Origin of the sequence: Bacteroides ihuae (assembly GCF_900104585.1) — a bacterium.
Classification (GTDB): Bacteria; Bacteroidota; Bacteroidia; order Bacteroidales; family Bacteroidaceae; genus Bacteroides; species Bacteroides ihuae.
This window is the reverse complement of the sequence record NZ_FNVX01000004.1, coordinates 383830-407893: the sequence shown is the minus strand read 5'-3', so window position 1 is coordinate 407893 and position 24064 is coordinate 383830. Positions and strand designations below refer to the sequence as shown.

Annotated in this window: 22 protein-coding genes; 7 read left to right on the top strand and 15 right to left on the bottom strand. The window is 43.4% G+C overall.

Annotated features, from left to right (window positions below):
- Nucleotides 1–17 precede the first annotated feature (17 nt).
- From BQ5338_RS02475 to BQ5338_RS16465, 10 genes are all read right to left on the bottom strand, one after another.
- The gene (locus tag BQ5338_RS02475; protein WP_071145236.1) at nucleotides 18–2258 is read right to left on the bottom strand and encodes a DUF4906 domain-containing protein; all 2241 of its coding nucleotides are present in this window, start codon (nucleotides 2256–2258) and stop codon (nucleotides 18–20) included.
- Between the two features lie 77 nt (nucleotides 2259–2335).
- Nucleotides 2336–4528 carry a BF2992 family fimbrillin-A clan protein gene (locus tag BQ5338_RS02470; RefSeq protein WP_071145235.1) on the bottom strand — a complete coding sequence of 731 codons (2193 nt, stop codon included), beginning with the start codon at nucleotides 4526–4528 and terminating at the stop codon, nucleotides 2336–2338.
- 39 nt (nucleotides 4529–4567) lie between these two features.
- On the bottom strand, nucleotides 4568–6784 hold the full coding sequence (locus BQ5338_RS02465; protein WP_071145234.1) for a BF2992 family fimbrillin-A clan protein: 2217 nt from the start codon (nucleotides 6782–6784) through the stop codon (nucleotides 4568–4570).
- Between the two features lie 29 nt (nucleotides 6785–6813).
- Nucleotides 6814–7836, bottom strand: coding sequence for a fimbrillin family protein (locus BQ5338_RS02460; protein WP_071145233.1), 1023 nt, complete (start codon nucleotides 7834–7836; stop codon nucleotides 6814–6816).
- A gap of 70 nt (nucleotides 7837–7906) precedes the next feature.
- Nucleotides 7907–8821: a FimB/Mfa2 family fimbrial subunit gene (locus tag BQ5338_RS02455; RefSeq protein ID WP_159431305.1), complete on the bottom strand. Its 915-nt coding sequence runs from the start codon at nucleotides 8819–8821 to the stop codon at nucleotides 7907–7909.
- A gap of 45 nt (nucleotides 8822–8866) precedes the next feature.
- Complete coding sequence (locus tag BQ5338_RS02450) at nucleotides 8867–9988, bottom strand: fimbrial protein (protein WP_078063365.1); 1122 nt, start codon at nucleotides 9986–9988, stop codon at nucleotides 8867–8869.
- 43 nt (nucleotides 9989–10031) lie between these two features.
- Nucleotides 10032–11507 carry a DUF3868 domain-containing protein gene (locus BQ5338_RS02445; RefSeq protein ID WP_071145232.1) on the bottom strand — a complete coding sequence of 492 codons (1476 nt, stop codon included), beginning with the start codon at nucleotides 11505–11507 and terminating at the stop codon, nucleotides 10032–10034.
- Between the two features lie 38 nt (nucleotides 11508–11545).
- The gene (locus BQ5338_RS02440) at nucleotides 11546–12124 is read right to left on the bottom strand and encodes a DUF3575 domain-containing protein (protein ID WP_071145231.1); all 579 of its coding nucleotides are present in this window, start codon (nucleotides 12122–12124) and stop codon (nucleotides 11546–11548) included.
- A gap of 4 nt (nucleotides 12125–12128) precedes the next feature.
- Nucleotides 12129–12530, bottom strand: a complete 402-nt coding sequence (locus tag BQ5338_RS02435; protein ID WP_071145230.1) for a hypothetical protein — start codon at nucleotides 12528–12530, stop codon at nucleotides 12129–12131.
- Between the two features lie 769 nt (nucleotides 12531–13299).
- Complete coding sequence (locus tag BQ5338_RS16465) at nucleotides 13300–14343, bottom strand: tyrosine-type recombinase/integrase (protein WP_078063364.1); 1044 nt, start codon at nucleotides 14341–14343, stop codon at nucleotides 13300–13302.
- Nucleotides 14344–14788: 445 nt separating this feature from the next.
- Between BQ5338_RS16465 and BQ5338_RS17105 the strand changes: the two genes are divergently transcribed.
- Complete coding sequence (locus BQ5338_RS17105; RefSeq protein WP_262483067.1) at nucleotides 14789–14920, top strand: hypothetical protein; 132 nt, start codon at nucleotides 14789–14791, stop codon at nucleotides 14918–14920.
- A gap of 343 nt (nucleotides 14921–15263) precedes the next feature.
- Here the strand turns inward: BQ5338_RS17105 and BQ5338_RS17020 are convergent, their stop codons facing one another.
- The 4 genes from BQ5338_RS17020 to kbl form a co-directional block, all read right to left on the bottom strand.
- Nucleotides 15264–15632 (bottom strand): DUF5723 family protein, encoded by a 369-nt coding sequence (locus BQ5338_RS17020; protein ID WP_394331126.1) that lies wholly within the window; start codon nucleotides 15630–15632, stop codon nucleotides 15264–15266.
- 162 nt (nucleotides 15633–15794) lie between these two features.
- Complete coding sequence (locus BQ5338_RS02415; RefSeq protein WP_071145226.1) at nucleotides 15795–16028, bottom strand: DUF5723 family protein; 234 nt, start codon at nucleotides 16026–16028, stop codon at nucleotides 15795–15797.
- A gap of 280 nt (nucleotides 16029–16308) precedes the next feature.
- Nucleotides 16309–16707, bottom strand: a complete 399-nt coding sequence (locus BQ5338_RS02410) for a DUF2721 domain-containing protein (RefSeq protein ID WP_071145225.1) — start codon at nucleotides 16705–16707, stop codon at nucleotides 16309–16311.
- A gap of 151 nt (nucleotides 16708–16858) precedes the next feature.
- The gene (kbl, locus tag BQ5338_RS02405) at nucleotides 16859–18046 is read right to left on the bottom strand and encodes a glycine C-acetyltransferase (protein WP_071145224.1); all 1188 of its coding nucleotides are present in this window, start codon (nucleotides 18044–18046) and stop codon (nucleotides 16859–16861) included.
- A gap of 134 nt (nucleotides 18047–18180) precedes the next feature.
- On the opposite strand from kbl, the gene BQ5338_RS02400 reads away from it, so the two are divergent.
- The 6 genes from BQ5338_RS02400 (at nucleotide 18181) to BQ5338_RS17010 (ending at nucleotide 23495) form a co-directional block, all read left to right on the top strand.
- The gene (locus BQ5338_RS02400) at nucleotides 18181–19158 is read left to right on the top strand and encodes an NAD-dependent epimerase/dehydratase family protein (protein WP_071145223.1); all 978 of its coding nucleotides are present in this window, start codon (nucleotides 18181–18183) and stop codon (nucleotides 19156–19158) included.
- 2 nt (nucleotides 19159–19160) lie between these two features.
- Nucleotides 19161–20009: a DUF4348 domain-containing protein gene (locus tag BQ5338_RS02395; protein ID WP_071145222.1), complete on the top strand. Its 849-nt coding sequence runs from the start codon at nucleotides 19161–19163 to the stop codon at nucleotides 20007–20009.
- Nucleotides 20010–20029: 20 nt separating this feature from the next.
- Nucleotides 20030–21040, top strand: a complete 1011-nt coding sequence (gene murB, locus BQ5338_RS02390; protein WP_071145221.1) for a UDP-N-acetylmuramate dehydrogenase — start codon at nucleotides 20030–20032, stop codon at nucleotides 21038–21040.
- A gap of 1 nt (nucleotide 21041) precedes the next feature.
- Nucleotides 21042–21803, top strand: a complete 762-nt coding sequence (locus BQ5338_RS02385) for an MBL fold metallo-hydrolase (protein WP_071145220.1) — start codon at nucleotides 21042–21044, stop codon at nucleotides 21801–21803.
- A gap of 68 nt (nucleotides 21804–21871) precedes the next feature.
- Entirely contained in the window at nucleotides 21872–22771 is a 900-nt protein-coding gene (locus BQ5338_RS17015; protein WP_235816359.1) for a hypothetical protein, read from the top strand.
- 28 nt (nucleotides 22772–22799) lie between these two features.
- On the top strand, nucleotides 22800–23495 hold the full coding sequence (locus BQ5338_RS17010; RefSeq protein WP_235816358.1) for a hypothetical protein: 696 nt from the start codon (nucleotides 22800–22802) through the stop codon (nucleotides 23493–23495).
- A gap of 112 nt (nucleotides 23496–23607) precedes the next feature.
- Here the strand turns inward: BQ5338_RS17010 and BQ5338_RS02375 are convergent, their stop codons facing one another.
- Entirely contained in the window at nucleotides 23608–23979 is a 372-nt protein-coding gene (locus tag BQ5338_RS02375; RefSeq protein WP_071145835.1) for a DUF3127 domain-containing protein, read from the bottom strand.
- Nucleotides 23980–24064: the final 85 nt, after the last annotated feature.

Genomic DNA, 24064 nt, shown 5'->3' with positions numbered 1-24064 from the left:
GCATAAATAAAACGAATTTATTCTTGAGCGCAGCGAACCGGACACCCGAAGCTCCGATTATTGCCGTTCAACTGGCTCACGTCGCTACTGTAGAAGCCCAAGTAGCCCGCATACATTGGAAAGCCGGTACCGAAGGACGACGACGACCAATAGAAACCGTACGAACTGACGCTCAACAGAGCACCCGTACTGTTGCTCCGGAAGCCGGAAGCCGGCCAGAAAGAGGAAGTTCCGGATGTGCCGGCTATATAAAAATTATAGCCGTTAGACATTGTAGTAGAAACGACGTTCATCGTACCACCGTTTGCTCCATTTAGCGTAAATATCTGATAGCTATCCTGAGTCGGCACACGCCAACCCGGAGGGCAGGGATCATAAATAGATTTACTACCTGCCAATGTGTTAGGAGCAGTGCCACTATTCGGATTACCCCAAAGATTATCCCGTTGAGCACTATTAGCGGAAGCATTCAACCAATCACCTGTTGTTGCGTTATATACAATAAAATGTGTGGGATTTTTTATAGAATAAGCAATGGAAGTAGCAGCATCGGTACCTGACGTGGCATTGGCTATGGCGGTACTGTTCGTTCCGTCCAACCAAGCATATCCACTGCTATTATAAGTGTCAATGTTGTTAGTAGTAGCCCATAACTTTCCGCCCACAAACGGATCTTTACGACCCCACTGGTAAAGTAAGCCCAAATCGCCCGCATTCGTGACCGTCCCACTCCAATTAGAGATTTCTGTGGCTCCAAGGTTGTATTTCATCATCTTGAAGGTGGTAGTGCTGCTATATTTCTTATAAGTATCATATTCTGTATCCGGATCATAATCCACTCTCCATATATGCCAGCTCCAAAGGATCTTTGTACCGTCTGTAACAGCAATCACAGCATTACCGTTCGTGCTGTTATCAGCCGTCTTGAAACGCACGTAGCCGCTTACCAACTTCACGCTGCCATCTTCTATCACATCCCCTTTGCTACCCGTTTCCCAAAGTAACAAAACTGTGGTGGGAGCCAATGTGGTCGGTGTGATACCAGATCCCGATTGGGCAGATACCGCAGCAGTTGTAGCACCATTCCCCATTACCGTAGCTTTAAACTTATAATTTTGATTAGCATCATTGGCTATGTAGCAATTAGCAGTCACTTGTGTTCCCGCATTGTTTATGCTCATGTTTTCTGGTAATAATACTCTGCTATCAACCTCATTCATCCCTTTTATGGTCATGCTAATGCTATAATACGTGTTGCGAGCAATATCAAAATTTGTCGTCATGTTAGTACCAGGATAAAGACGGTAGGTTACATATTCCGTTGTGCTACCTGATGGAGTATAAAGACCTTCCACTTCGATATAAGTGCTGTATGCCGGGGCATTTGCTCTACTTTTCTCTTGTTCCGTGGTGATGGTGGATACTGTTCCCCGAAGATTTTCTGGAATATACCACGTTAGCATGTTTCCTGGCGTGTAAGATTCCGCCGTATAATTGGTGTATTTGCTTGCATCCGTAGTCGAGTTTGCAGGATAAGTGCCTGTTGGCGTATTCATTTGAGTCACATTGGCAACCGAGTAAAGACGAACCGATGTAATCGTAAAGGCATCGCTCGTGTTTGTCAGACTCACATTGCAGGTAAAGCCTAATTTAGCCACCATGCGGGTAAGTGATACGGCATACAATCCGGGCATGGTGGCACCCACGTAGGTGCCAATCATAGGAAGATCGGCGCTGGAAGTTACAGATGCTTCCGTACTCATGGCATAAACCGAACTCTGAAAAGCAGATAGTGACGTTGAATTAACAGTGTAGCTCCCTGTTAAATCATCTACATTGGCAACAACATACACTGTCTGTATGCCAGCGTTTTCTGTCAGGCTCGTAACCAAGTTCATGCTGCTCAACGAACTATAGTAGTTCTTACTTATCAGAGTAGAAGTAGGAGCCGTTCCGTTAAACTGGAATACACAGACATTGTCAATAGCAGATTCAGAAATTCCGGTAGAACTGCGTGTTCCGACTTCATTGTCTGAACCACCCATTCCTATGCTCAAAGACTCTTTGTTTCCTGAATTTGCTCTTGTCATGAAAGACGTTGCTTTTCCCATATCTATCGGTTGTAAGTTGAAGTGCACTTGTACTGTTTCGCTCTGTTTCTCTGAACCAGACAAGTCATCGCGGGTGCATGCTATCATTAAGAGAAACATTGCTCCTATACCTATTATTAAATCTATTTTATTTTTTACAAGCCTCATTCTATACTTTATTCCTATTTCTTCTTTATTAAGCACTTAGAGGTTCATTCATCCACATAAGCGTTATATTCTATGTCTTATAGTTTCATACACCGTGTTGTAAAGCCGTACGATCGGATTCGCTCAACTACAGGATAAGCATACGTTTCAATAAATACCCATGCACTAGCATTAGCATTGCCACTAGCGTAAGATGATGATGTCCAATAACTTCCGCTGAAAGGAGATCCTTTTAGATCCATAAGGTCTCCTGATGCAGGAGAACGATAACCGGGTACCGACCAAAAAGATGTTGTACCAGCTTTAAAAGCGGTAATATAGAAAAAATAGCCGCTACTAAATGAAGATGCAATATTCATTGAAGCAACACTAGTGACTGCATTTCCATCTACTGTGAATATTCTAAAACAATCTTGCAAAGGAATTCTCCACCCTGGAGGGCAAGGGTCATAAATAGACTTGCTACCAGATAGAGTGTTCGGTACTGTGGTAGCAGAATTTGGATTACCCCAAAGATTATCTCGTTGCGATGTGTAAGCAGAAGCATTGAGCCAGTCACTCGTAAGTGAATTAGAAGTAATAAAATGAGTCGGATTCCTTTTTGCATATTCAATGGAAGCATTGACACTACTGAATCCGGATACTACGGCATCAGCATTTGCAACAGCAGTACTACTATTGCTGCCATCTTTCCACTCATACCCACTTGTGTTCGTAGCACTAATTCTTGCTTCTCCACTCCAATTCGTTGCTCCCAAGAAAGGGTCTTTGCGTCCCCATTGATAGAATAATCCCATCTCTCCCGGAATAGTAATTAAACTCCCTTGGGTAGATAGATTTGTTGTTCCAAGGTTGTATTTCATCATTTTATAATAAGAACTTCCGGCAGGATACTTTGAGTAAGTATCATAGCTTGCATTCGGATCATAATTAACCTTCCAGATATGCCAACTCCATAACAGATTTCCACTAGCATCTTTTACGCCTATGAGTGCATTACCGTTCGTGCTGTTATTAGCAGTCTTAAAAGTAACATATCCATTACTAACAAACTTTAAACTGCCATCTTGTATTACACTTCCTTTAGATCCCGTTTCCCAAATTACGAAGGCAGAAGCAGGAAACAAAGCTGTTGGTACAATGGCAGGAGCAATTTGCCCTCCAATGCTTGACGCCGCAGTGGTAGCCCCGTTTCCCATCACTGTGGCTTTGAACTTATAATCCTGGTTGGCGGTGTTCACAATGTAGCAGTTGGCCGTTTCTACCGTATGAGCATCATTCACACTCAAGTCCAGAAGAGTACCGTTTCCCACTGCATTTGCGATTAAACCTATTGGGGTATTCCAGCTAGTATCTGAAGAAGAGGATAGACTCAGCACAAATTCGTCTCCATAAAGTTTTAAAGTAAAAGTATATTGTGTGCCTGCAACTAAGGCAGTGGTAGGCACAGTCACCGGATCTAATGTACGTGCTGTTGCATGGCCGTTAAACTTAACTTTCATGCTCAACTGCATGTTTCCATCAGTCTTTGGCAATACGATCGTTGATGCGGAAGCTTTATACTGATCTGTTGCGTCGTAGGTGAAGTTTGAGTTAGAAAGAGTTACACTTCCCGTATTACTTGCCGCTGTTGATAAAGCATTATTCATTGTACCCGTCAGCGGTCCAACGGCTAAACCCGTTAAGGTTAATTCGTCTATAGTAACGCTTGTTATTGTGGTTATGGCTCTATCTATATTAAACACCAACTGTGCGCATTTCCTCTCCAGAGTAGTCAGAGTAACCGACTGAGTTGGCACAGTGGAGCTTACGCTAATTCCTTGTGTGAGTGATGTGGCATAATCCATGCCTTGAGCAACTGCGGTGGTTTCCCCTGAAGTAGACAAAGTCAAGGCGGGGGTTACCGCATAAAAATCATAGTCGCCCGAACGAAGATACAAATTGGTAGCTGTGCCTGATATTACTTTTCCGGCAGCATCTACAACACAGGCATTAAGGGAACCACCTGTTCCTACCACGTACGTGCTCTCTCCTATATAGTTGGTTGAAGTTAAATCTGTTGCTGTACCTGTATGCTTGTAGACTTGCACACGAATGGTAGCGCCCTCTGCCAATGAAGAAGCATCTGCACGGGTTGAAGCTACTTGAGCAACGATACCTCGTGTAGAGAAATTAACCTCCACGCCTTCATGCTCGCTTGATAACCCCTCGGAGTTAGTGCAAGCAAGAAAGCAAAAAGGCAAAAAAGAGAGCAATAAATACTTATTCATTAATTTTAAAATATTCCTTTATATCTATATTTATTTTTTCTATTCTTCTTGAGCACACCGGATTAATTGACCATTTGCTCTGCCAAGAGCATTGCCAAATGGATATATTTGACTACTCAGGTAGACCAAATAGCTCGCACGTGCAGCACCATTAAAGTAAGAAGAAGAAGACCAACAAAAGCCATTAGTACCAACGAAAAATAATGCTCCCGATTGCCAAGAAATATATCCAGAAGCTGGCCAGAAAGAAGTTGCGCCAGAACTATTAATATTAAAGATCCAACCTCTGTCAGTATTATAAGTATCAGGATTAGCCACATTAAAATCGCTAGCCGTAGATGTATATTGGCCTGTAGCGCTGAATAGAGTAAAACTATCTTGTCGTGGTGTCCTCCAGCCTGAAGGGCAAGGATCATAAATCGATTTACTGCCAGCTGAACTATTCGGTACAACAGTGCTTGTGTTTGGATTACCCCACAAGTTGTCTCTTTGATCATTGTAAACATTTACATTAAGCCAATCCAGAGTAACAGTAGAACTGCCACAGATAAAACGAGTAGGATATTCTATTGAATAAGTAATGCTAGAAGTTGCGTCAGTGCCTGTGACCGTATTGGTAATAGCATCACCAGCTCGACCATCTTGCCATTCGTAATTGGGAGTATTGGTCGTTTTAATGCGATCCGAACCATTGCCGGTTGTGAAATATGTCCATCCAGCTGCACCTAAAAATGGATCTTTGCGTCCCCATTGATAGAAAAGTCCCAAGTCTCCCATATTAGTAGCTGTGCCACTCCAATTCGATATTTCTGTGGCACCTAAATTATATTTCATCATTTTGAATGTACGACTTGCAACAACAGGGCTTGTTAGTGCACGAGTGACATATGTATCATAGGTACTTGCATTATTCACATTCGGCGCATAAGTGGTTTTCCATATATGCCAACTCCAAATCACATTTCCGCCTGCATCTTTAACCCCAATTACTGCATTTCCGTTCGTGCTGTTGTTGGCAGTTTTGAAAGTGACGTAGCCATTACCGATAAGCTTCACGCTACCATCCTGAATCACATCTCCTTTGGAACCGGTCTCCCAAATGACAAATGCCGTGGCAGGAGACAAAGCTGTTGGCACAATGGCAGGTGCAATTTGGTCTCCACTGGTTGCCGCAGGTGTGGTAGCTCCGTTTCCCATCACTGTGGCTTTGAATTTATAATCCTGATTGGCGGTGTTAACGATGTAGCAATTGGCAGTGGCTACAGTTCCCGAAGTGTTTACACTCAGGTTTTTGAGCGTGCCGTCTCCTACGGCATCTGCGCTCCAGGAGTTTGCGTTCCAATTGTTGGTGGAACTCAGGCTTAGTACGATCTTGTCTCCATAAAGCTGCAAGGTGTAGGTGTATTGCATTCCTTTCTCAAAAGCGATGGCGGGCACGGTAGTGGTCATTGTTCTGGCGGTGCTACTCCCGTTAAACCGAGCCGTGAGGGTTAACCCGTATGTGGTACTACTTTTAGGCAATACGGCAACGGAACCGCTCACCTTCCACGCATTCGTGGCGTCGGCCGTAAAAGCGGAACCGGCAAGCGACACCGTTCCGCTATTGGTGGCCGCGGCGGGCAAATCGGCAGCCAAATTTCCTGTGAGCGGAGCGGTAGCCATTTCGCTCAGTGCAAGTTCATCCACGATCACACTCGTTACCGACTCCGCCCCTCTGTCAATCTTGAAAACTAGTTGGGCGCACTTTCTGTCCAGTGTGGCCAGTGTTACCGATTGTGCTGTGCTTGGATCACTAATATTCACAGCTCCTGTGAGCGAAGTGGCATAATCTTTGCCGTGATCCACGCTTACCGTGGCACCCGAACTGCGGGTGACCTTTAACGCCGGTGTTACCGCATAAAAATCATAAGTCCCCGAACGAAGGTACATCGTTGTTCCCAAATCCGATGTTTTATTCCCGTTGTCATCCGTCACGCATGCGCTCAAACTGCCATCTGCCTTCATCACATAGGTATTTTCTGTGACGTAAGTGTCCATAGCGAGGTCTGGCGTAGTTCCGCTGCGCTGATAAACCAATATGCGCACTGTAGTGCCTGTGGTAAGCGATGTGCTACGGGTGGTGGCAGAGCGGGTACTACTTTCAACAACAGAGAAGCTTATCTTCACATCTTTACTTTCCTGCAACGATTTTTCCAATTCGCTGCAGGAACTAAAGATGCTTAATAAGCAAATTAATAACAGGAGATACTTGTTCATTATCAAAATTCGGGACGATACAAATTTGATTATTGAATCGGTAATGTAGTCGCAGTGGCAGGTATCCACTCCGATATAGTTGCCGTAGGCGAAATAGCGTTGGCCGAGAATTTCAAAGCCACGGTATAAGCCTTGCCCTCTTCAAAACCAGTATTGTCCGTAGTAGGAGCAGTTACCGTAACGAGTTTAGTACCCCCGTTTACTGTAACAACAGATAAGGTTATTGTTGTTGAAGGTGTGGGAGCAAACATGGCATAACCGCAAAGTACCGTTGAACTCGAAGAAGAGCCGCTTAATGACAAATAATTGCTGGAACTGTAAACAGCTGAACCGTCAATACCTTTAATATCTGTATTATCACTCGGTTTTTTAGTTACTAATGACATGTTACCCGATCCGGTTGAAGTTGCGAATCCGTTAGGTAAAGTGATGGTCCCTGTTTTTCCTCCCTCACCATTAATGGCTATGGATTCGATTCCTCCCCAGTCGCTATTTTCTTGATAAGCGTTTATTACTATCTGAGTAAGCTTGTGAGAAAATGTTAAGACTGCATTTGAGGATGAAAATGGAGTCCCCTTTGAGGCGGTAGCTGTATTGCTAAGCATGATGTCTGTACTGCCATCAAGATTAGCAAAGGCAATCTTATTGGCCGTGCTGCTGCCATCTCCGGCAGTAAAGGTCCCTGTATTGGGATACCATCCTATCAGTTGAGTGTCATATCCGTTGGCCTGATAATATTGTGATCCGGCAGTAAAACTAATGTTTCCCGAAGTGTTTATCGTGGCTTCCAGAGGAGCGGCAGTGTATTTTGTATACTCATAAGAGTAGGAAGCACCCGCTGCATTGTAAAGTGACATTTGTATATTCAGAATACTTGTCGGTACTGTACCTGATATCACCCCGCCACCTCTGGTAAAGGCTTCCACATTCTGAATTCCACCTGTAAGTTTAATCTCCACTTGTCCCGTATTCACACCACTTTGTGGTTCATTATCCGAGGAACAGCCTGCTAATAGCAGAAGGGACAATGATAAAAAAGTAATTCTTTTCATCTACTTATGTTTTAATTGTTAAGTTTCTTATTGATATGCTTATTCCGGTATACTATTCTTAATTAGTCGTTTACATTTCCGTATCTTGGTCAATCTGTTGCCAATTGGTGACGCTTACCGTAATTTTTGCCTTGGCGTTGGCAAAGTCAATGTTCACGCTGAGTGTCTTCCCTGCGGGAGCTTGCAGGGGATTTCCCTCATCATCGGTGGAGGTGGAGAATAGTTTCTTCCCGCTCCGATATAGTTCGATGGTCAGGCTCCCGTCCTCCTGCGTTGGAAAGATGCAGAATGGCGCGGCGTATAAATCTCCTCCGGCATCTCGTTTCACCACAGGTTCGTAACCCGATTCCTCCCCCGCTATTTTGGCTAGGAAGTTCAGGGCGTTGCCCGCTCCCCGAACCACGATGCGACAGGTATCCGCCGATGTTCCGAAGTGGCGCTCCAGCGAAGAAGTTCGGATGCTTACCCCTGAGGCAAGGCGTTTGAGCACGATAGTGCTTGTGTTCTCACTCATCCCGGCTCGAGTCGTCGGCCCAAGTTCCAATTTGCTGTAAAATAAGTCCGAAGAAGGCCTGTCGCCACCATTCGTGTGTTTGAGCAGGACTATTTGTGCGTCCTCCAATGAAGTGCCCACGGCAAGCTGGGGAATGTTCAGACTGTCCGCCTTGAGATTTCCCCAGGCCACCAGCGTCAAAGCCGAGCCCTCTTCTTCTGCGAAGACGTAGTCGGTGGAGGTGCCTTTGGGTATCAGCCGCACGAAGCCGTCGGCGTCAAATAGGTAAAGGTCCACCGAAGTCACAGTTCCGGAAGAAGTAATGTCGTTTCCATCGGCATCCACCACCTTTACCGAGAGGGAATATTGCAGGCATCCATCCACATCCTCCCGCACGCAACCTGTGGGAAGCGCGCACAAGCATGCCAGGCAGACAAGAAACGCACTTGCTGCCACGTGAGCCTTTATTCTTTTTCCCTTTTCCGATTTCACTTTTCTTTGATATATATGTTTCTTGTTTTATTTAATTCTCTTGCCTCAATAGACCACCACTTCTTGCAAAAAACTCAATTCCCAATCGTCCACCGTGACCGACAGCTGAACGGCCACCGGTTCGATGTCTTCATCCGGACTGTCGGATCCGATGCCTTTGATGGTTGCCGTGATGGCATAGTTCGTATTGCGGGCGATGGTGGAAGTTCCTCCTCCGGTGCCCTCGATGGTGGTGCCCGTCTGTGCCTTATTCACCACGATGGGGTAATATACCCGCTTCTCTGCGTAAGCCGTTCCGTCGCCATCCGTGTCAAAGAGTCCCGAGATCACCAGTTTGGTGGGGTTTGTGACACTGTTGTTGGCGAAAGTGTAAAACCAGTGGGGAGCGCTCAATGAGCTTTCTGGCGTGGAGAGTTCGTTCAGCAGATAATTCGTTCCGGTCGCCCACGTTACACCGCTCACCGTGCCCCCGTGCAGCCACTGCGGAGAGCCCGGCATGGTTTGACTCGCGTCCCCGATGGCGACCTTGGACAGACCGCTGGCATTGTATAAGAAAAGTTTGTCCATGCGGAAAGTTGCATTTTTATATTGCCCCTCGGTGTCAAAGGAAGTCACTATCTTGGAGGTGGAGACACGGGCCACTAGGCGGGAAAGATTTACCGTGGCGGTGGCGGTAACACCGAGCTGCAAGTTCACGTTCTCTGTTTGGCCGGACATGGGCAGGTTACCGGATGTTTGCGTGCCGCTTGTGGCGGTGAGGCCAAGCGATACCGTTTTGGCAAGGAATTGTTCTTTGGTCGTGGCTCCCGAAAAGGTGCCCGAGGGAGCATTGGCTACCACCACGATGTCGCACGTGCCTGCTTTACAGTTGATGGCGGAAACGCTTGCACCTGTTATTGTGGGCTCGGTGATGGTGTTCACGCTACCGCCGGAATAGAATACCCCAACGGCTAGCGTTTGTATGTCGTCCTCATCTGAGGGAAGGGAGGTACTCGTGGCTTTCGTCTGCACAGAAGTACCCTCCACGGTGAGTTGCAGGGAGGCGGTTTTTTCATCCTGAGTGTTTAACTCGTTGCTATCTCCGCTGCAACCATTGAGCAAACTCATGCCCAGAGCCGCTAGCATGGATAAAAATAGTCTACTGTTCCCGATCATGCTCTTTCTCATATGCTTGTTTTTTTTTCTTATTTTAATTTTGCTATTTTTCTTCCTATTTATCTTTATCGGTCAGGTGTTTCAGAGCTTGTTTTGCTTCATCGACTCCAGCCGCGGCGGCCATCTGCAGATAAACCTCCGCTTTGTCACGGTTGCCCTCAAGTAGATACAGAATGCCCATATTGTTGTAAGCGGTGGGAAGTGTGGCGTAAGGCTCCAGATAAGTGCGGGCGCGCTTTGTATCCTTTTTGGTCAGCGCCACGGAAGCAGCGTTGATGGCGGCCTCGGGATTGTCGGGGAATAGTCGGGCGGCAAGGTCGAGGGCGTCGTTATACTCTGTGGAACCTTTGGGGTAGCTCAATGCCACGGCGAAGAACTCGGAGAGTTTTAAAGAGCGGGAGCCGGTCTCGAACAAGCGGCGGCTCTGGGTCGCATCCAAACCCTGATGGGTGTAGCTGATGGCGTATTCCAAGCGTTTTACGCGAGGGAAGATATGATTAAGAAGGTATTTATAAGGTATCCCGTCGCCCAACTCCTGAAGCATACGCTCCCGGCCCTTGGTGATATCGACCGTGTTGATGATGTCTGCAACGGCTTCCCGAAGAGACATGTCCGAAGACTGTACCAGCGAGCGGATGGAATCCCAGTCTTCGGCCACCCAAGTGACCTCCAGCGGAGTTTTACCCGCCACGCGGTTCTCGCGAAGATAATTTTTCAACGACAGGGCGCGCATGGAGACATCCTTTTCGTTTTTATGCAGGTTGCCCATAGGAGAACCGTAACCGATCAGGCGAAGGCGTGTGACGCTCGTACCGTTCTGTTGCTGCAAAGAGCGGACGGCGTCACGAAGGCGATAGTAGATCTCGTAATTCTGTTTGTCTGTGGACAAGCGGTCAAGGTTCTTGCTGTCGTCGAAGGGAATGCTACCCTTAAGCGTGCTCAGCGTATCAATGTCAGAAGCGGGAGTGACGATATTCACAAGCGTCAGATAGCGGCTATCAATGTCATCCTTTACAGTGGAAGTTCGTGTCTTTGGCAAAGTGATACCGTCGGCTATCTTGTCTTCGAAGACAGCGGCGGGCTTGCCGTTGCAACCGCATTCACGGCTGCGCATAAGCAATACGGCCTCTTTCATCCATTCGCTGTAGGGCACGGAGATCTTATAAGAAAACTGGCGGGAAGATTTCTCGTCGTTCTTCACCACCACGGCGGGGGCATTTATGCTCCTGTGTTTCTTGTTCAGCGTTTCGCTGCGGTGATACGCCTTTTGTTTCTGGATGCCGTTCACTTGGATGGCGGGCAGCTCAAGGCTGTGGTCCGCTCCCTTAAGCAAGGGCGTGAGCGTCAGAGACTCGTCCGAGGGGAGCTTCAAACCCTCGTAATTCACGCTCAAATCAACGTGCAGCTTGCCACCCGAAACGGACAGATGCTTATCCGTGACGAACACCTGCCCCTTATAGGCCTCCTGGCTCAGCGCTTTACCCACAAAAAGTTGCAAGAGCAGCCATAATACAATCAAACTCTTCTTCATTATCGTTTCTATCATTATATAGTATAAACTTTCAGTTCTCATTTAATCAGATACACGATGGAGAGGGCCGCTTTGGTGGGGCCCAAATAGTTCTTGTACCCACTACTGAGTTTCTCTCCGCAATGTGCGCAGCGGTAGCGATCATAGCTTGCACGGACGAATCCGGCTCCCAACACCGCTTCTATTCCCCAGTGGGGAGAGAGGATGAAATGATATCCGTAACTGATTCCCGCTCCCATCACAAAACCTTCGTACCTCCATGTCTTGGTACCTTTATACAAACCCATCAGCAAACCCGTATCGGCAATATTATATTCCCCCGCCAAGGCGTGCAGCCCTATGAAGTGGCCGGAAAAGGGTTGGCAACGCCATAGGCGAAGTTCGGGCTGAAGCAGCCAGTGCTTGCGGCGGCGCATGCTCTGCTCGGAAGAGAAAGGATTGTAATGCCCCGAAATATCAAGGCTCAGGCGGCCGCCAAGCGCAACTTCCAAAGCAAGATTCGGCGAGGCCACCGCATCCGACAACACATTAGTCTTCACGCCCACTGTCTGACCGGCCAGTCGGGGGAGAACAAAAGCTTCCAAAAGCAGGAAAAGTAGAAATACTCTTTTTGTCATCTATCTATTTGCCCGATTCGCTCAAAAATACATCAGTCAGGTGAATCTCAGAAAGATAGCGGCAAGCCATCTGGTTGAGGACACCAAGACGTTTGCCGGCCATACCGTAATTGTTGTAGATGTCTTCCGTGTTCTCCACCGAAAGTTCTATGCCTCCGCCCGTAGCCACAAGGATATCGCAAAGGGAGATTTGATAGATGGGATAACACAATTCGTAAGAGCTAGAGCCCAAAGCTCCATTTTTAACCGCTTTCAATCGGATAAGCCCCGAGGAGTGGAGCTTGCTCAGCAATCTTCTGGTATCGAACTCCGAAAGAGGGGATTTGCGCGCGCTTTCCGTACCCGAAAGGCCGTAATTTATCTCCTTTAGCAAGGAGACCGCTTTTACAATTTCTAAACTCAACATCTTATTAAATTTCTTTCTGTTTGTTTCTTCAAAACGCTCTTTCTGTTACTTCACAGGTAACGGAAAAATAAGAGAATCAATCGCTTGTGCTCATATCAGGGCATTTTAAGGGTCTAAAATTCAGAAAAGATCTAGATTTAACGTTTTAATGTCAGTATTTTGTATTTCTTCTAAAAGTCGAATTTTGCATTTAAATCCTTGACTCCTTTCTGTATACCGCTGGAATAGACCGGGATCAAGCGCCTAAGTGACTATAAATTTCTTAGTACTTCCATTGTGCCTTAAACTATCCTGGCAACAACTTTGAAGGACACTTCTTTATTATCTCTATTTTACACTTGTTACGTTTACAGAATTGTGAGGAAGATAAAATGGAGAAATGGAATAAAAGTTATATTTATTAAAATAAATATAAAAAAAAGTCATTCAGACATAAGGAAATGTACGTATATATTTAATATTTAATACTAATATATTAATATACACATAAAATAACTATTTAACATATTTATGAGAGTATTTAGAAGGCTAATGGAATATTTTTTTAATATAAAATATTAATTTATTATGATTTTATTTGGTTATTAAATAAAATAGTTCAATATTTGCCAAATCAAATTTTTCCGTTACCTGTGAAGTAACAGAAATAATGAAATCTTCTCTAGCGCCTTGTGGCAAATACTTTCATCCCATATCTTCTATTTCGTAACGGCCTTACTTGTTGTCCCTGCGGAACGCCTTCCGTTGGAAAAACAACGCTTTGTTTTTTTTAGCCCAACACCTTGTTTCCCCATTTAGGCTTCGGTGCCAGACAAGGTGTTTCTGGTAGGCCGGGACTACCCTTGGCAAATCGCAGTTTGGTCGTTTGAGGCATGATCAGTGCTATGACCTTGCGATTTGCCCGCTTGAGCGTGCGGTTGTCGAACGAGGCCAGATAGTTGTAGGTCACCTTCTCCGAACTGTGCCCCAGAGACTCGCTGATCACGGCCACGGGAATACCTTCCCTGTAGGCCGCCGTGGCCCATGAGTGTCGGGCTACGTAAGAGGTCAGGCTCTCTTTTAACCCCATCAGCTTTGATATACGTCCCAGATGGTAGTTGTAGAGCCGCAAGGCGCTCTGGTACTGACTGTATTCGTTTTTACCTATGCGATTAATAATAGGCAACAAGTAGGGGGAGCCTTCGACCAAGAGGGCGTATTTGCGCAGGATGGCCAGCGCGCAGGGTTCCAGACTGACGGTGAGTTCCCGTCCCGTCTTGCTGCGCCGATAAGTGAGCAGGTTTTTTTCAAGGTCACTCTTTCGCAGGTGGGCAAGATCGACAAAAGGGATACCTCGCAGATAGAATGACAACAGGAACATGTCCCGACTGAAACGCAGGGCGGAAGTTTCCGCATTCAGGTCGAACTCATACAGGCGCCGGATGATGTCGGGAGATACGGCGCGCTTGCGGCAACTCTCGGTGCCGGTGAACACGTCGTCGAATAATCCTGCCTGGAAATCGGCGATTCCTAACCGGCGAGCCTGATTGCAGATGGAACGTAACATTCGCATGTACAGGGAAACGGAATTGCGCTTGCAACCGTCGGCGTAAAGGTGTTGCTCATATTGTTTGAGCAAGGAAGGCGTTAATTCCACAAACGTGATTTTTTCATTCCGGGTAAACAAGGTTAGCCGTTTTAAGGCGCTTTCATAGGAACGGGCAGTGGCGTGTCGCCCTGATTCGGTTAATTCGGCGGTCAGTTGTGATACGAAAGCATGCAATGAATTCATTCTTTTTGTTTTGTTTTGTTCTGAGTAATTTTTTTGTTCCATAATGTATAATATTATTTGTATTAAATTCAAACAATACATTATGGTATATGTTCTTTTATGAAAAATAAATATACATGTATATTAACGTAATTATTTAAGACATATTGAATGCGTTAAAAGGTATTTATGTCAATTATTATATTTATATTTGTGCTCGTTGCCTTAATTGGACTATAAAAATAATAATAATATAATAAGGAATGAATAAAAATAAAAACTACTTTAAAGTTTGGAAAAGTGTATTTGGTAATAAAAGATTATGATAATGAAATTTTTAAGAGTTGGAACACGGCTAAAACTGACTTCACAATACACTCTTATCTTTAAATACTTCTATTTATTATATTGTGGCTGAATATTTGGTTAGGTACTGTTTGTAAGATGCCTTTATTTTATTTATTATCAACGTGATAGGTTGTATGAAAGGGTTGATTTGTAAGATAGCATGACTCCCCAGGATGATAGTGGCGAAGGAAAAACTGCTGATCCTACAGCGCAATGGGTGCACGTATCTTCTTTGCGCCAAAACAAAGGAGAAAAAGTAATACAAAGCTGTAGTGTATTTAAAGAAATATGAGAAAATAGATTTAATTGTCACCCATTGTTCGGCACAAAAGAAGATGGATATTCCACTGGGTACGATCTCTAAGTAGCCCATCGCAGAAATATTTCTTGCAAGTACTGATCAAAACTCTCCAAATCGATTATTCAGGCGTGCGTATATACGGATACCGAGACCTTACTTCTGAGCAGAATGGCAATGGAGTAATAGAGCCGGAAGAGTGGGTGGAAACCTGTCCCTGTTTTGAAATAAATGTCATGAAGTTGCCGACTGAAAGGCCGGAAACCTTTATAAGCACTCAATGATCAGGTGATCGCAAAATATTGTTCACCTTTAATTATTGAGTGTTTCTTTATTCTTAATTATTGCGAGGTATGTGTTTGTTTTTGCCTAGAGGGAAGGATATGCCCAAGTATGCATTTTTGTTTTTTGTCTCCGAACTGTTACCTAAAAACATGTAATTTGTGCCTATGAAGGCAGGGCCAATCTTGAGTCCTAGTCCGAATGTCTTTCTATCATTTTGCATAACAGAATAGCTAAGCGCTACATTAAACCAGTTCTTAGGACGATAATTGGCTGAAAAAATTAATTTCGAAATTGTTTCAGGCTCGCAAAAATGTGTCGTGGATAATATTTCGAATCCCAGCTTGTTTTTGAAGAAAGAATATTCTCCACCTAAAACCAAAGTGGACGCTAGAGAGGTGGGTTTTGATTTTGGGGTATCAATACTTTACGTCTAACACATAACCGCCGGTAGCTGTTCCGATTCCGTTTTCAGAATAGACCATGGCGTTCCTTTTTTGCTCTTTATGCTATACTTATCACTCAACCCGCTATTTGTGTTGTTGCTTCGCGAAGATAATCCATCATCGTTCTAGGTATAGTGGTATTAATATCGGTCTTCATAATTAACGTTTACTTTATTATCTGTCTTTAGTCGATCAAAGAATTTGTCGTTAGTCCAAAAGTCTTCTTTGGTATTGATTATGTCGATCACATCATTGACTCCGATTGCATTAGAAGAAGCACTCGCTTGAAATGGGCCAATGACAGGAAGATTTACGTATCCTCGTATAGGTGGTAAAGCCAGATTGAGTTGTAAACGGTTACTCTCATTATCCATAAAATAAGGAGTGCACAGATATTGAGCGAAACTGTTGGAAGTAGTAATGATAAGAAATAGAGAGAATAAACCTCTCTTGAATCTATTTCCTAGATTAATTTTGTTTATGGAATTCAGTCTTTGTATTTATGTATGTACTTGAACTTAGATGAAGCAAAAATAGCATAAAATGAAACAAAGTGCAACTACCGTTTTATCATAATTACGCATAGCTTGCATAAATTGCAATGTACATTGTACTAAATAGATATTATGTGGCTAATGAAAAATAGCACCAAGATTATTTTTTACCTTCCATTGTTCCTAGATGAAGTTCTAGTGCGTGGGTTGAAATTTGTATTTCACGTAAGGATACTCCTAGCGAACCGATCAGTAGAAGTAGTGCCAAACCAAATACATAGGCGGATAAGGTGAGTAGGCCGACATAAATAAGAAACATCGTTACTACGCAGAGAAATAGACTGCCTATACCGAGTTCTTGCATGGTGCGAGTGAGATAAAGACGTTTGCGCAGATTGGCAATTTGTGCTGCAGCTACGGCAGACGGGTTTTCTTCATATCGATCTTTGAGAGTACGCACCAATTGTGCATAGGATAGAAATCGGTTTGTATAAGCCAATAAAATCAATGAAATAGCAGAGAAAAGTAGGGCGGGAGTGGTTAGGGTTATTTCTTCCATTTGTACAAAGTTTATTCCAATAACAGCTAGGCAAACAAAATTGTTTCAGAACTGTTTTGTTTTAGATACTGATAGATAAAACAATACTTCCTTTGAACGGACAAAGGAAGTACTGTTGATTTTTTATAAATAGGAGCTGAATAAGGCTTTGTTATTTTACAACTCCCAATTCACGACCTACTTTGATGAAAGCGTCTATACATTTGTCCAAATGAGCTTTGTCGTGCCCTGCAGAGAGCTGAACGCGAATGCGTGCTAGTTCTTTGGGCACCACAGGATAATAGAACCCCGTGACATAAATGCCTTCTTCGAGCATGCGGGCTGCATAGGTTTGAGAGAGTTTCGCGTCATAGAGCATCACTGCACAGATGGCACTTTGTGTAGGCTTGATATCGAATCCGGCAATCAACATCTTATTACGGAAGTAGGTGACGTTCTCAACCAACTTGTCATGTAATTCATGACTTTCCTTCAACATGTGAAATACCTCTATACCTGCCCCAACAACTGTTGGAGCTACAGAGTTAGAAAATAAGTAGGGGCGACTTCGTTGACGTAGAAGGTCGATAATTTCTTTGCGTCCGGTAGTGAAACCTCCCATCGCTCCACCAAATGCCTTGCCAAGTGTTCCTGTATAAATATCAACACGGCCATAAGTTTGATAAAGTTCGCTCACGCCGTGTCCCGTGGCACCGACTACTCCGGCAGAGTGAGACTCATCTACCATAACTAGTGCATCATATTTTTCGGCTAAATTACATATTTGATCTAATGGAGCTACGTTGCCATCCATAGAGAATACACCATCTGTCACAATAATCCGAAAACGTTGCGCTTGTGATAACTGCAAGCACTTCTCAAGTTCATCCATGTTAGCGTTTGCATAACGATAACGTTGCGCTTTGCATAATCGCACTCCGTCAATAATAGAAGCATGGTTCAATGAATCGGAGATGATAGCATCTTCTTCAGTAAAAAGAGGTTCAAACACACCACCATTGGCATCGAAGCAGGCAGCGTAGAGAATTGTATCTTCGGTTTGAAAATAATCAGAAATGGCAGCTTCTAGTTCTTTATGAATGTCTTGAGTGCCACAGATGAAGCGAACAGATGATACTCCGTATCCACGGCGATCCATCATCTTTTGTGCAGCAGCAATTAAGCGAGGATGGTTAGAGAGACCCAAGTAGTTGTTTGCACAAAAATTGAGCACTTCTTTTCCTTTTACAATTATAGCTGCTTGTTGCGCACTTTCAATAAGCCGTTCCTCTTTGTAAAGGCCAGCTTCCTTTATCTCGGTCAATGTGTTTCCGAGGTATTCTTTCATTTTACCGTACATAGTAACTTGTTTTTGAATTATATGCAAAGGACACTCTTTTTATTGGAATAAACAATTTCTTTTTGCTCTTAAAATGAAAAAAAAGTGCTTACTTTGTGCGCCGTTTTACTGAAAATAGGTTATAGTAAAGAATAATGAAGAATATTTTGGTAATTGGAGCTACCGGGCAGATTGGCTCGGAGCTTACAATGGAATTGAGAAAACGCTACGGAGGTGATCATGTAGTGGCCGGGTACATTCCGGGAGCTGCACCCTGCGGCAAGTTAAAAGAATCTGGACCATCGGCCATAGTGGATGTTACCGATGCAGCATCGATAGAAGTTGTAATAAAAGAACATGGTATAGATACTATTTATAACATGGCAGCTCTGCTGTCTGTTGTGGCTGAATCAAAACCTGTGTTGGCTTGGAAAATCGGGATCGACGGATTGTGGAATGTTTTGGAGATTGCTAGGGCTTATCATTGTTCTGTTTTTACTCCCAGCTCAATCGGTTCTTTTGGTCCGGAAACACCTCACATGATGACTCCGCAGGATACTATTCAACGACCACGTACCATGTATGGTGTTACAAAAGTCACCACAGAGTTATTAAGCGATTATTATTATCATAAATATGGTGTCGATACACGTTCAGTGCGTTTCCCTGGTATAATATCGAACGTGACTCCTCCGGGAGGTGGAACGACTGACTATGCGGTGGATATATACTATGCTGCTGTGCGTGGAGAGAAATTTGTATGTCCGATTAAAGAAGGTACATTGATGGATATGATGTACATGCCTGATGCACTCAATGCTTCTATCTCTCTGATGGAGGCCGACCCAACACGTCTGATGCATCGTAACTCCTTTAATATTGCAGCCATGAGCTTTGCCCCCGAAACTATTTATACTTCTATTTGCAAACAGATGCCCCAATTTAAGATGGTGTACGATGTGGATCCACTGAAACAGAGCATAGCTGATAGCTGGCCAGATTCGATGGACGACACTTGTGCTCGTCAAGAATGGGATTGGCGGCCGTCTTACAATCTGGAGAGCATGACCACGGATATGCTCGAAAAACTAAGAAATAAACTATTCAACAAAGCGGCCTTAGTGTCCGAATAAAGATGAAAAAGATAATTGCAGGAGTTTTTGTAATTTTGAATCTTTTTGCTTCTTGTAATAATAAGAAGCCAAGCATCGACCCTTTTGCGCCAATAACCAGTTTGGTGGATTCAGTTATGCAACGAGAGGATTCTGTTGGCGAGAATAAGCCTCAGGCTCCAATTCCTACTGAGGCAGATGAATCTTTTAATGATTTTATTTATACATTTGCTTCTGATGATAAATTTCAGCATCAAAGAATAGTTTTTCCTTTACCTTACTATAACGGAGAAGTGCCTTCTAAAATTGAAGAACGCTATTGGAAGCACGATGTACTCTTTACGAAGCAATCATACTATACCTTGCTTTTTGATAAAGAGAAAGATATGGATATAGTTGGTGATACGGATATTAACTCGGTACAAGTGGAATGGATATATATGAAAACCCGCATGGTGAAGAAATATTATTTTCAGCGGATGAAGGGTTGTTGGATGCTTGAAGCAATTAACTTGAGACCTATAGCGGAGAGTGATGATGAACGTTTTGTCGAATTTTTCTCTCGCTTTGCATCCGATAGTCTGTTTCAGTGTGAACGAATTCGCCAGCCACTTGTTTTTGTAACTAATGATCCTGATGATGATTTTTCTATTTTGGAAACGACGTTGGAACTTAATCAATGGTTTGCTTTTAAACCTCCTCTTCCTAAAGATCGTTTGTCAAATATTAATTACGGACAGAGCAATAACGATCACTCACAAACAAAGATTTTAGCACTGAAAGGCGTGGGCAATGGCTTCTCTAATTTACTCTATTTTCAACGTAAAGGCGGTAAATGGGAACTCTATAAATTTGAGGATACAGGTATTTAGAACGTAAAAACCGAAAAACGATGATACGCGAATATAATAATTATTCTCTTCTTTTACATAACACCTTTGGCATTGACGTAAAAGCTACTCGTTTTGTAGAATACGATACGGTAGATGATCTTCGGGAGCTACTAACGTCGGGGCGAATAGCCGATCCGTGGCTTCATATTGGCAGTGGAAGTAATTTGTTGTTTTTAGGTGACTTCAATGGTGTTGTTTTGCATTCGCATATCCATCTCATCGAGTTGCTAGAAGAAACGACTGATGCCGTCTTTGTTCGTGTAGGATCAGGTGTGGTGTGGGATGATTTTGTTGCTTATTGTGTAGAACATGGTTGGTATGGGACAGAAAATCTTTCATGGATTCCCGGCGAAGTCGGTGCTTCTGCTGTGCAGAATATTGGTGCGTATGGAGTGGAAGTGAAAGATATCATTCATAGTGTTGCCACAATAGATATGAATGGCAATGAGCAGGTGTATTCTCTACAGGAATGTAGGTACGGTTATCGACACAGCATCTTTAAAGAGCCTGAGATGAAAAATTGTATAGTAACGTCTGTGTGCTTCGAGTTAAGTAAGAAGGCATGTTTTAACTTGGGATATGGAAGTATTGCCGAGGAATTACAAAAATACCCGGGTGAGCCGACTTTAGCAACGATACGTCAGGTCATTGTAGATATACGTAAAAGTAAATTGCCTGATCCAGAAGTGATGGGTAATGCGGGAAGTTTCTTTATGAATCCTGTTGTGAAGCGTACACAGTACGAGACTCTTATACAAAAGTATCCAGAGATGCCTCATTATGATGTGAACGAGGAATGGGTGAAAATTCCAGCTGCTTGGATGATAGATCGGTGTGGATGGAAAGGTCGGGCAATAGGGGCTGCGGGTGTGCACGATAAGCAAGCATTGGTGCTCATCAACAAAGGTGGAGCAAAAGGTCGTGAAGTGGCTGCATTAGCCCAAGAGATAAAGAAATCTGTATTTGATAAATTTGCTGTTGCTATTTTTCCGGAAGTAAAATTTGTATAATATGGGAAAGCTAAGAATACTTGGAAGTGGAACATCTACGGGGGTGCCTGAGGTAGGTTGTACGTGCCCTGTCTGTGTCTCTGCAGATCCGAGAGATAATCGTTTACGTGCTTCGTCTCTTATAGATACGGGTGATGCTTTGATTTTGATTGATTGTGGACCCGATTTCAGGGAACAAATGATACATTTGCCTTTTCGTCAGATAGATGGTGTCTTGATTACTCATGAGCACTATGACCATGTGGGTGGTTTGGATGATCTGCGTCCGTTCTGCCGTTTTGGTGAAGTAAATGTTTTTGCTGAAAACACGACTGCCTATGGCCTTCGCACACGTATGCCTTACTGCTTTTTGGAGCATAAATACCCTGGTGTGCCTGCTATTGAGTTGAATGAGGTTGAGGTAAATCATTCGTTCTTTATAAATCATACAGAGATTTTGCCGTTGCGTGTGATGCACGGACGTTTGCCTATTTTGGGTTATCGTATCGGTCGGATGGCCTATATTACGGATATGCTCACTATGCCCGACGAGTCTTTTGATCAGCTTCACGGACTCGACTTGTTGGTGATGAATGCTTTGCGTATTGAATCGCATATGACTCATCAAACACTTGAGCAGGCACTTGAAGCAGCTCGTCGAATTGGTGCACGCGAAACTTACTTTATTCACATGAGTCACCACATGGGCTTGCATGCTACGGTAGAAAAACTATTGCCGGAGAATGTTCATTTTGCTTATGATGGAGAAGAAATAACGTTTTAATTTGATTTTTGCTTAATAATTCAAAAAAAATGTGTAGGTTTGTGGTGTTGGTTTAATATTCGAGCACTATGAAACCTCGTGTTTTAATAAAGGTCGCTGTCTTCTCCTCTATATTACTGCTTTGCGCAGGCTTTGGCCTGTATTTTTACTTCAAACTTAGTGCTGCCCAAGAAAAAAAAGATTTTAATCTTTATACCCTTGTTCCCCAAGATGCCCATACTATCTTTGAAACGAATGATATGGCTTCTTTTATAGATAATATAAATAAAATGAGCAGTAGTGAGGATGGAAATTATCTTCACGTTTCTCGCCTGTTTTCAATGATTCAGTCGCATTTCCAGTCGTTGTCTGGAGAAACGGCTCACGGCTTCAGCGAACAAATGAACAAAATGCTTATTAGCTTTCATGCTCCTGATAGTGATCGTGACCAAGTACTCTATTGTTGCTTGGGGCCGAACGATGATGAATTGCTGGATAGTTTTATTCGCAAATACTGTTCGAGAGTATATCCCTCTAAATCCTTTGATTATAGAGGAGAGAAAATACACATTTATTCTATGATAGATGGAGATTTTCTTTCTTGCTATTTTACGCCTGAATTTTTAGCGGTTAGTTATCAAAAAAAACTTATTGAAGAGGTTATAGATGCTCGTGTTTCAGGTAAGTCATTGTTAGATGATGTTGCATTTAGACGAGTGCACACAAAGAATAAGGTCAATTCTGGCGCGAGTATATATATTCGTATGCTTCATGTTCCTATGGGAAAGGTTTCTGATACTATTCCCTCGTTTTCTATGTTGGGTGGGTGGACTGAGTTTGACTTGAGGATAAACGCTTCCGCTGTCTATTTATCAGGAGTGAGTCATAATGTTGATAGCTGCCTCACGTTTATGAATGCTCTTCGTTGTCAGGCGCCCGTTGAGGGCCTTTCGGGGGATATGCTTCCAGTCTCTACGTTTTTTTTTTAGTAGACGCTCTGTATCAAGCCAAAGAGTGATGCTTGATTATGTCTTTTCGCATAATTATGCTACAACAACTTATTCCAATTATATTCGTCTACGAGATGATGAATTGGTTTGTTTTCTGAAAGATAATGTTGATGGTAGTATAACTTCTTGTTTCTTCCATGCTTCGGATACGATTGCAAATCCGTGTGCAATACTGAGTATTCCTTTGATTGATGAACCACAGGCAGAACGAATGTTACGCAACCTTCTTGCTTCAGTATCATTGAAGTCGACTATTCCTTTTATGCCCCAACAAATTCCATTTCGCACAAAAAAGAGTATTTATACATTCTTTCTCATGCCTCAGAATACTCTGTTTTCACGCTTCACAGGCATTACCTCCTCGTCTCTATTGTCTTATGCTTGTTTTTATCATAATTCACTACTTGTTGGAGCGGATTTACGAAGCTTATCAGCTTATATTCGTTTGTTGGATGAGAAGCAAGTACTTGACAAAACTCCTACCTATGAAGGGCGAATAGCCAATTTGTCTACTTCTTATAACTTCATGCTAATGGCTGATTTGGAGGATGTTTTTGCTCAACCTGAGGGTTACGCACGTTTGATACCTGCTTTCTTTTTCCGCTATCCGGATTTTTTTAGTCATTTTATTCTTTCAATACAAATTACGTGTACTAATGGAGGGGTCTTTCCTAATGTGATTTTGCTTTATAAAAGTAAATGAGCAGGTTAATTAATAGAATAAAATCACCGTGCTATATAAAATAACACGGTGATTTTATTTTACTTTTACTTTTAACTCAATGCAGTTGCTGGAAGCCTCTTAATCCTTTAATTTAGAATGGAAGGTCATCTTTTGCATCGCCGGAAATGAAATCTGGCATGGCTGTTGGGGGAGGGGGAGGGACGGGAGAGCCGGTGGCGACAGGTGCACCTGCGTTGATACGCTCTACTTTCCAAGCTCGCATACTGTTGAACCAACGATCTTGCCACTGACGGGCATCAATGTCGAATGATATAGTCAATTCTTCTCCCATTTGAATGGCAAATTGCTCTATCTTTTCTACTCCAAAAACCTCAAAGCACATTTTTTTAGGATATTGATCATGGTTCTCGATCACATATTCTTGAGATTTCCACTCGTTTCCAGCCTTTGATAATCCGCCTTTGGGCTGAAGTATGGCGATTATTTTTCCACTAAAATCCATTTGTTGTATTTTTAATTTCGGCGGCGAAGTTACAATTTTCTGTGAAACAAAACGATGATGAATCGTTTTTTCTCGTTGTTTTTTT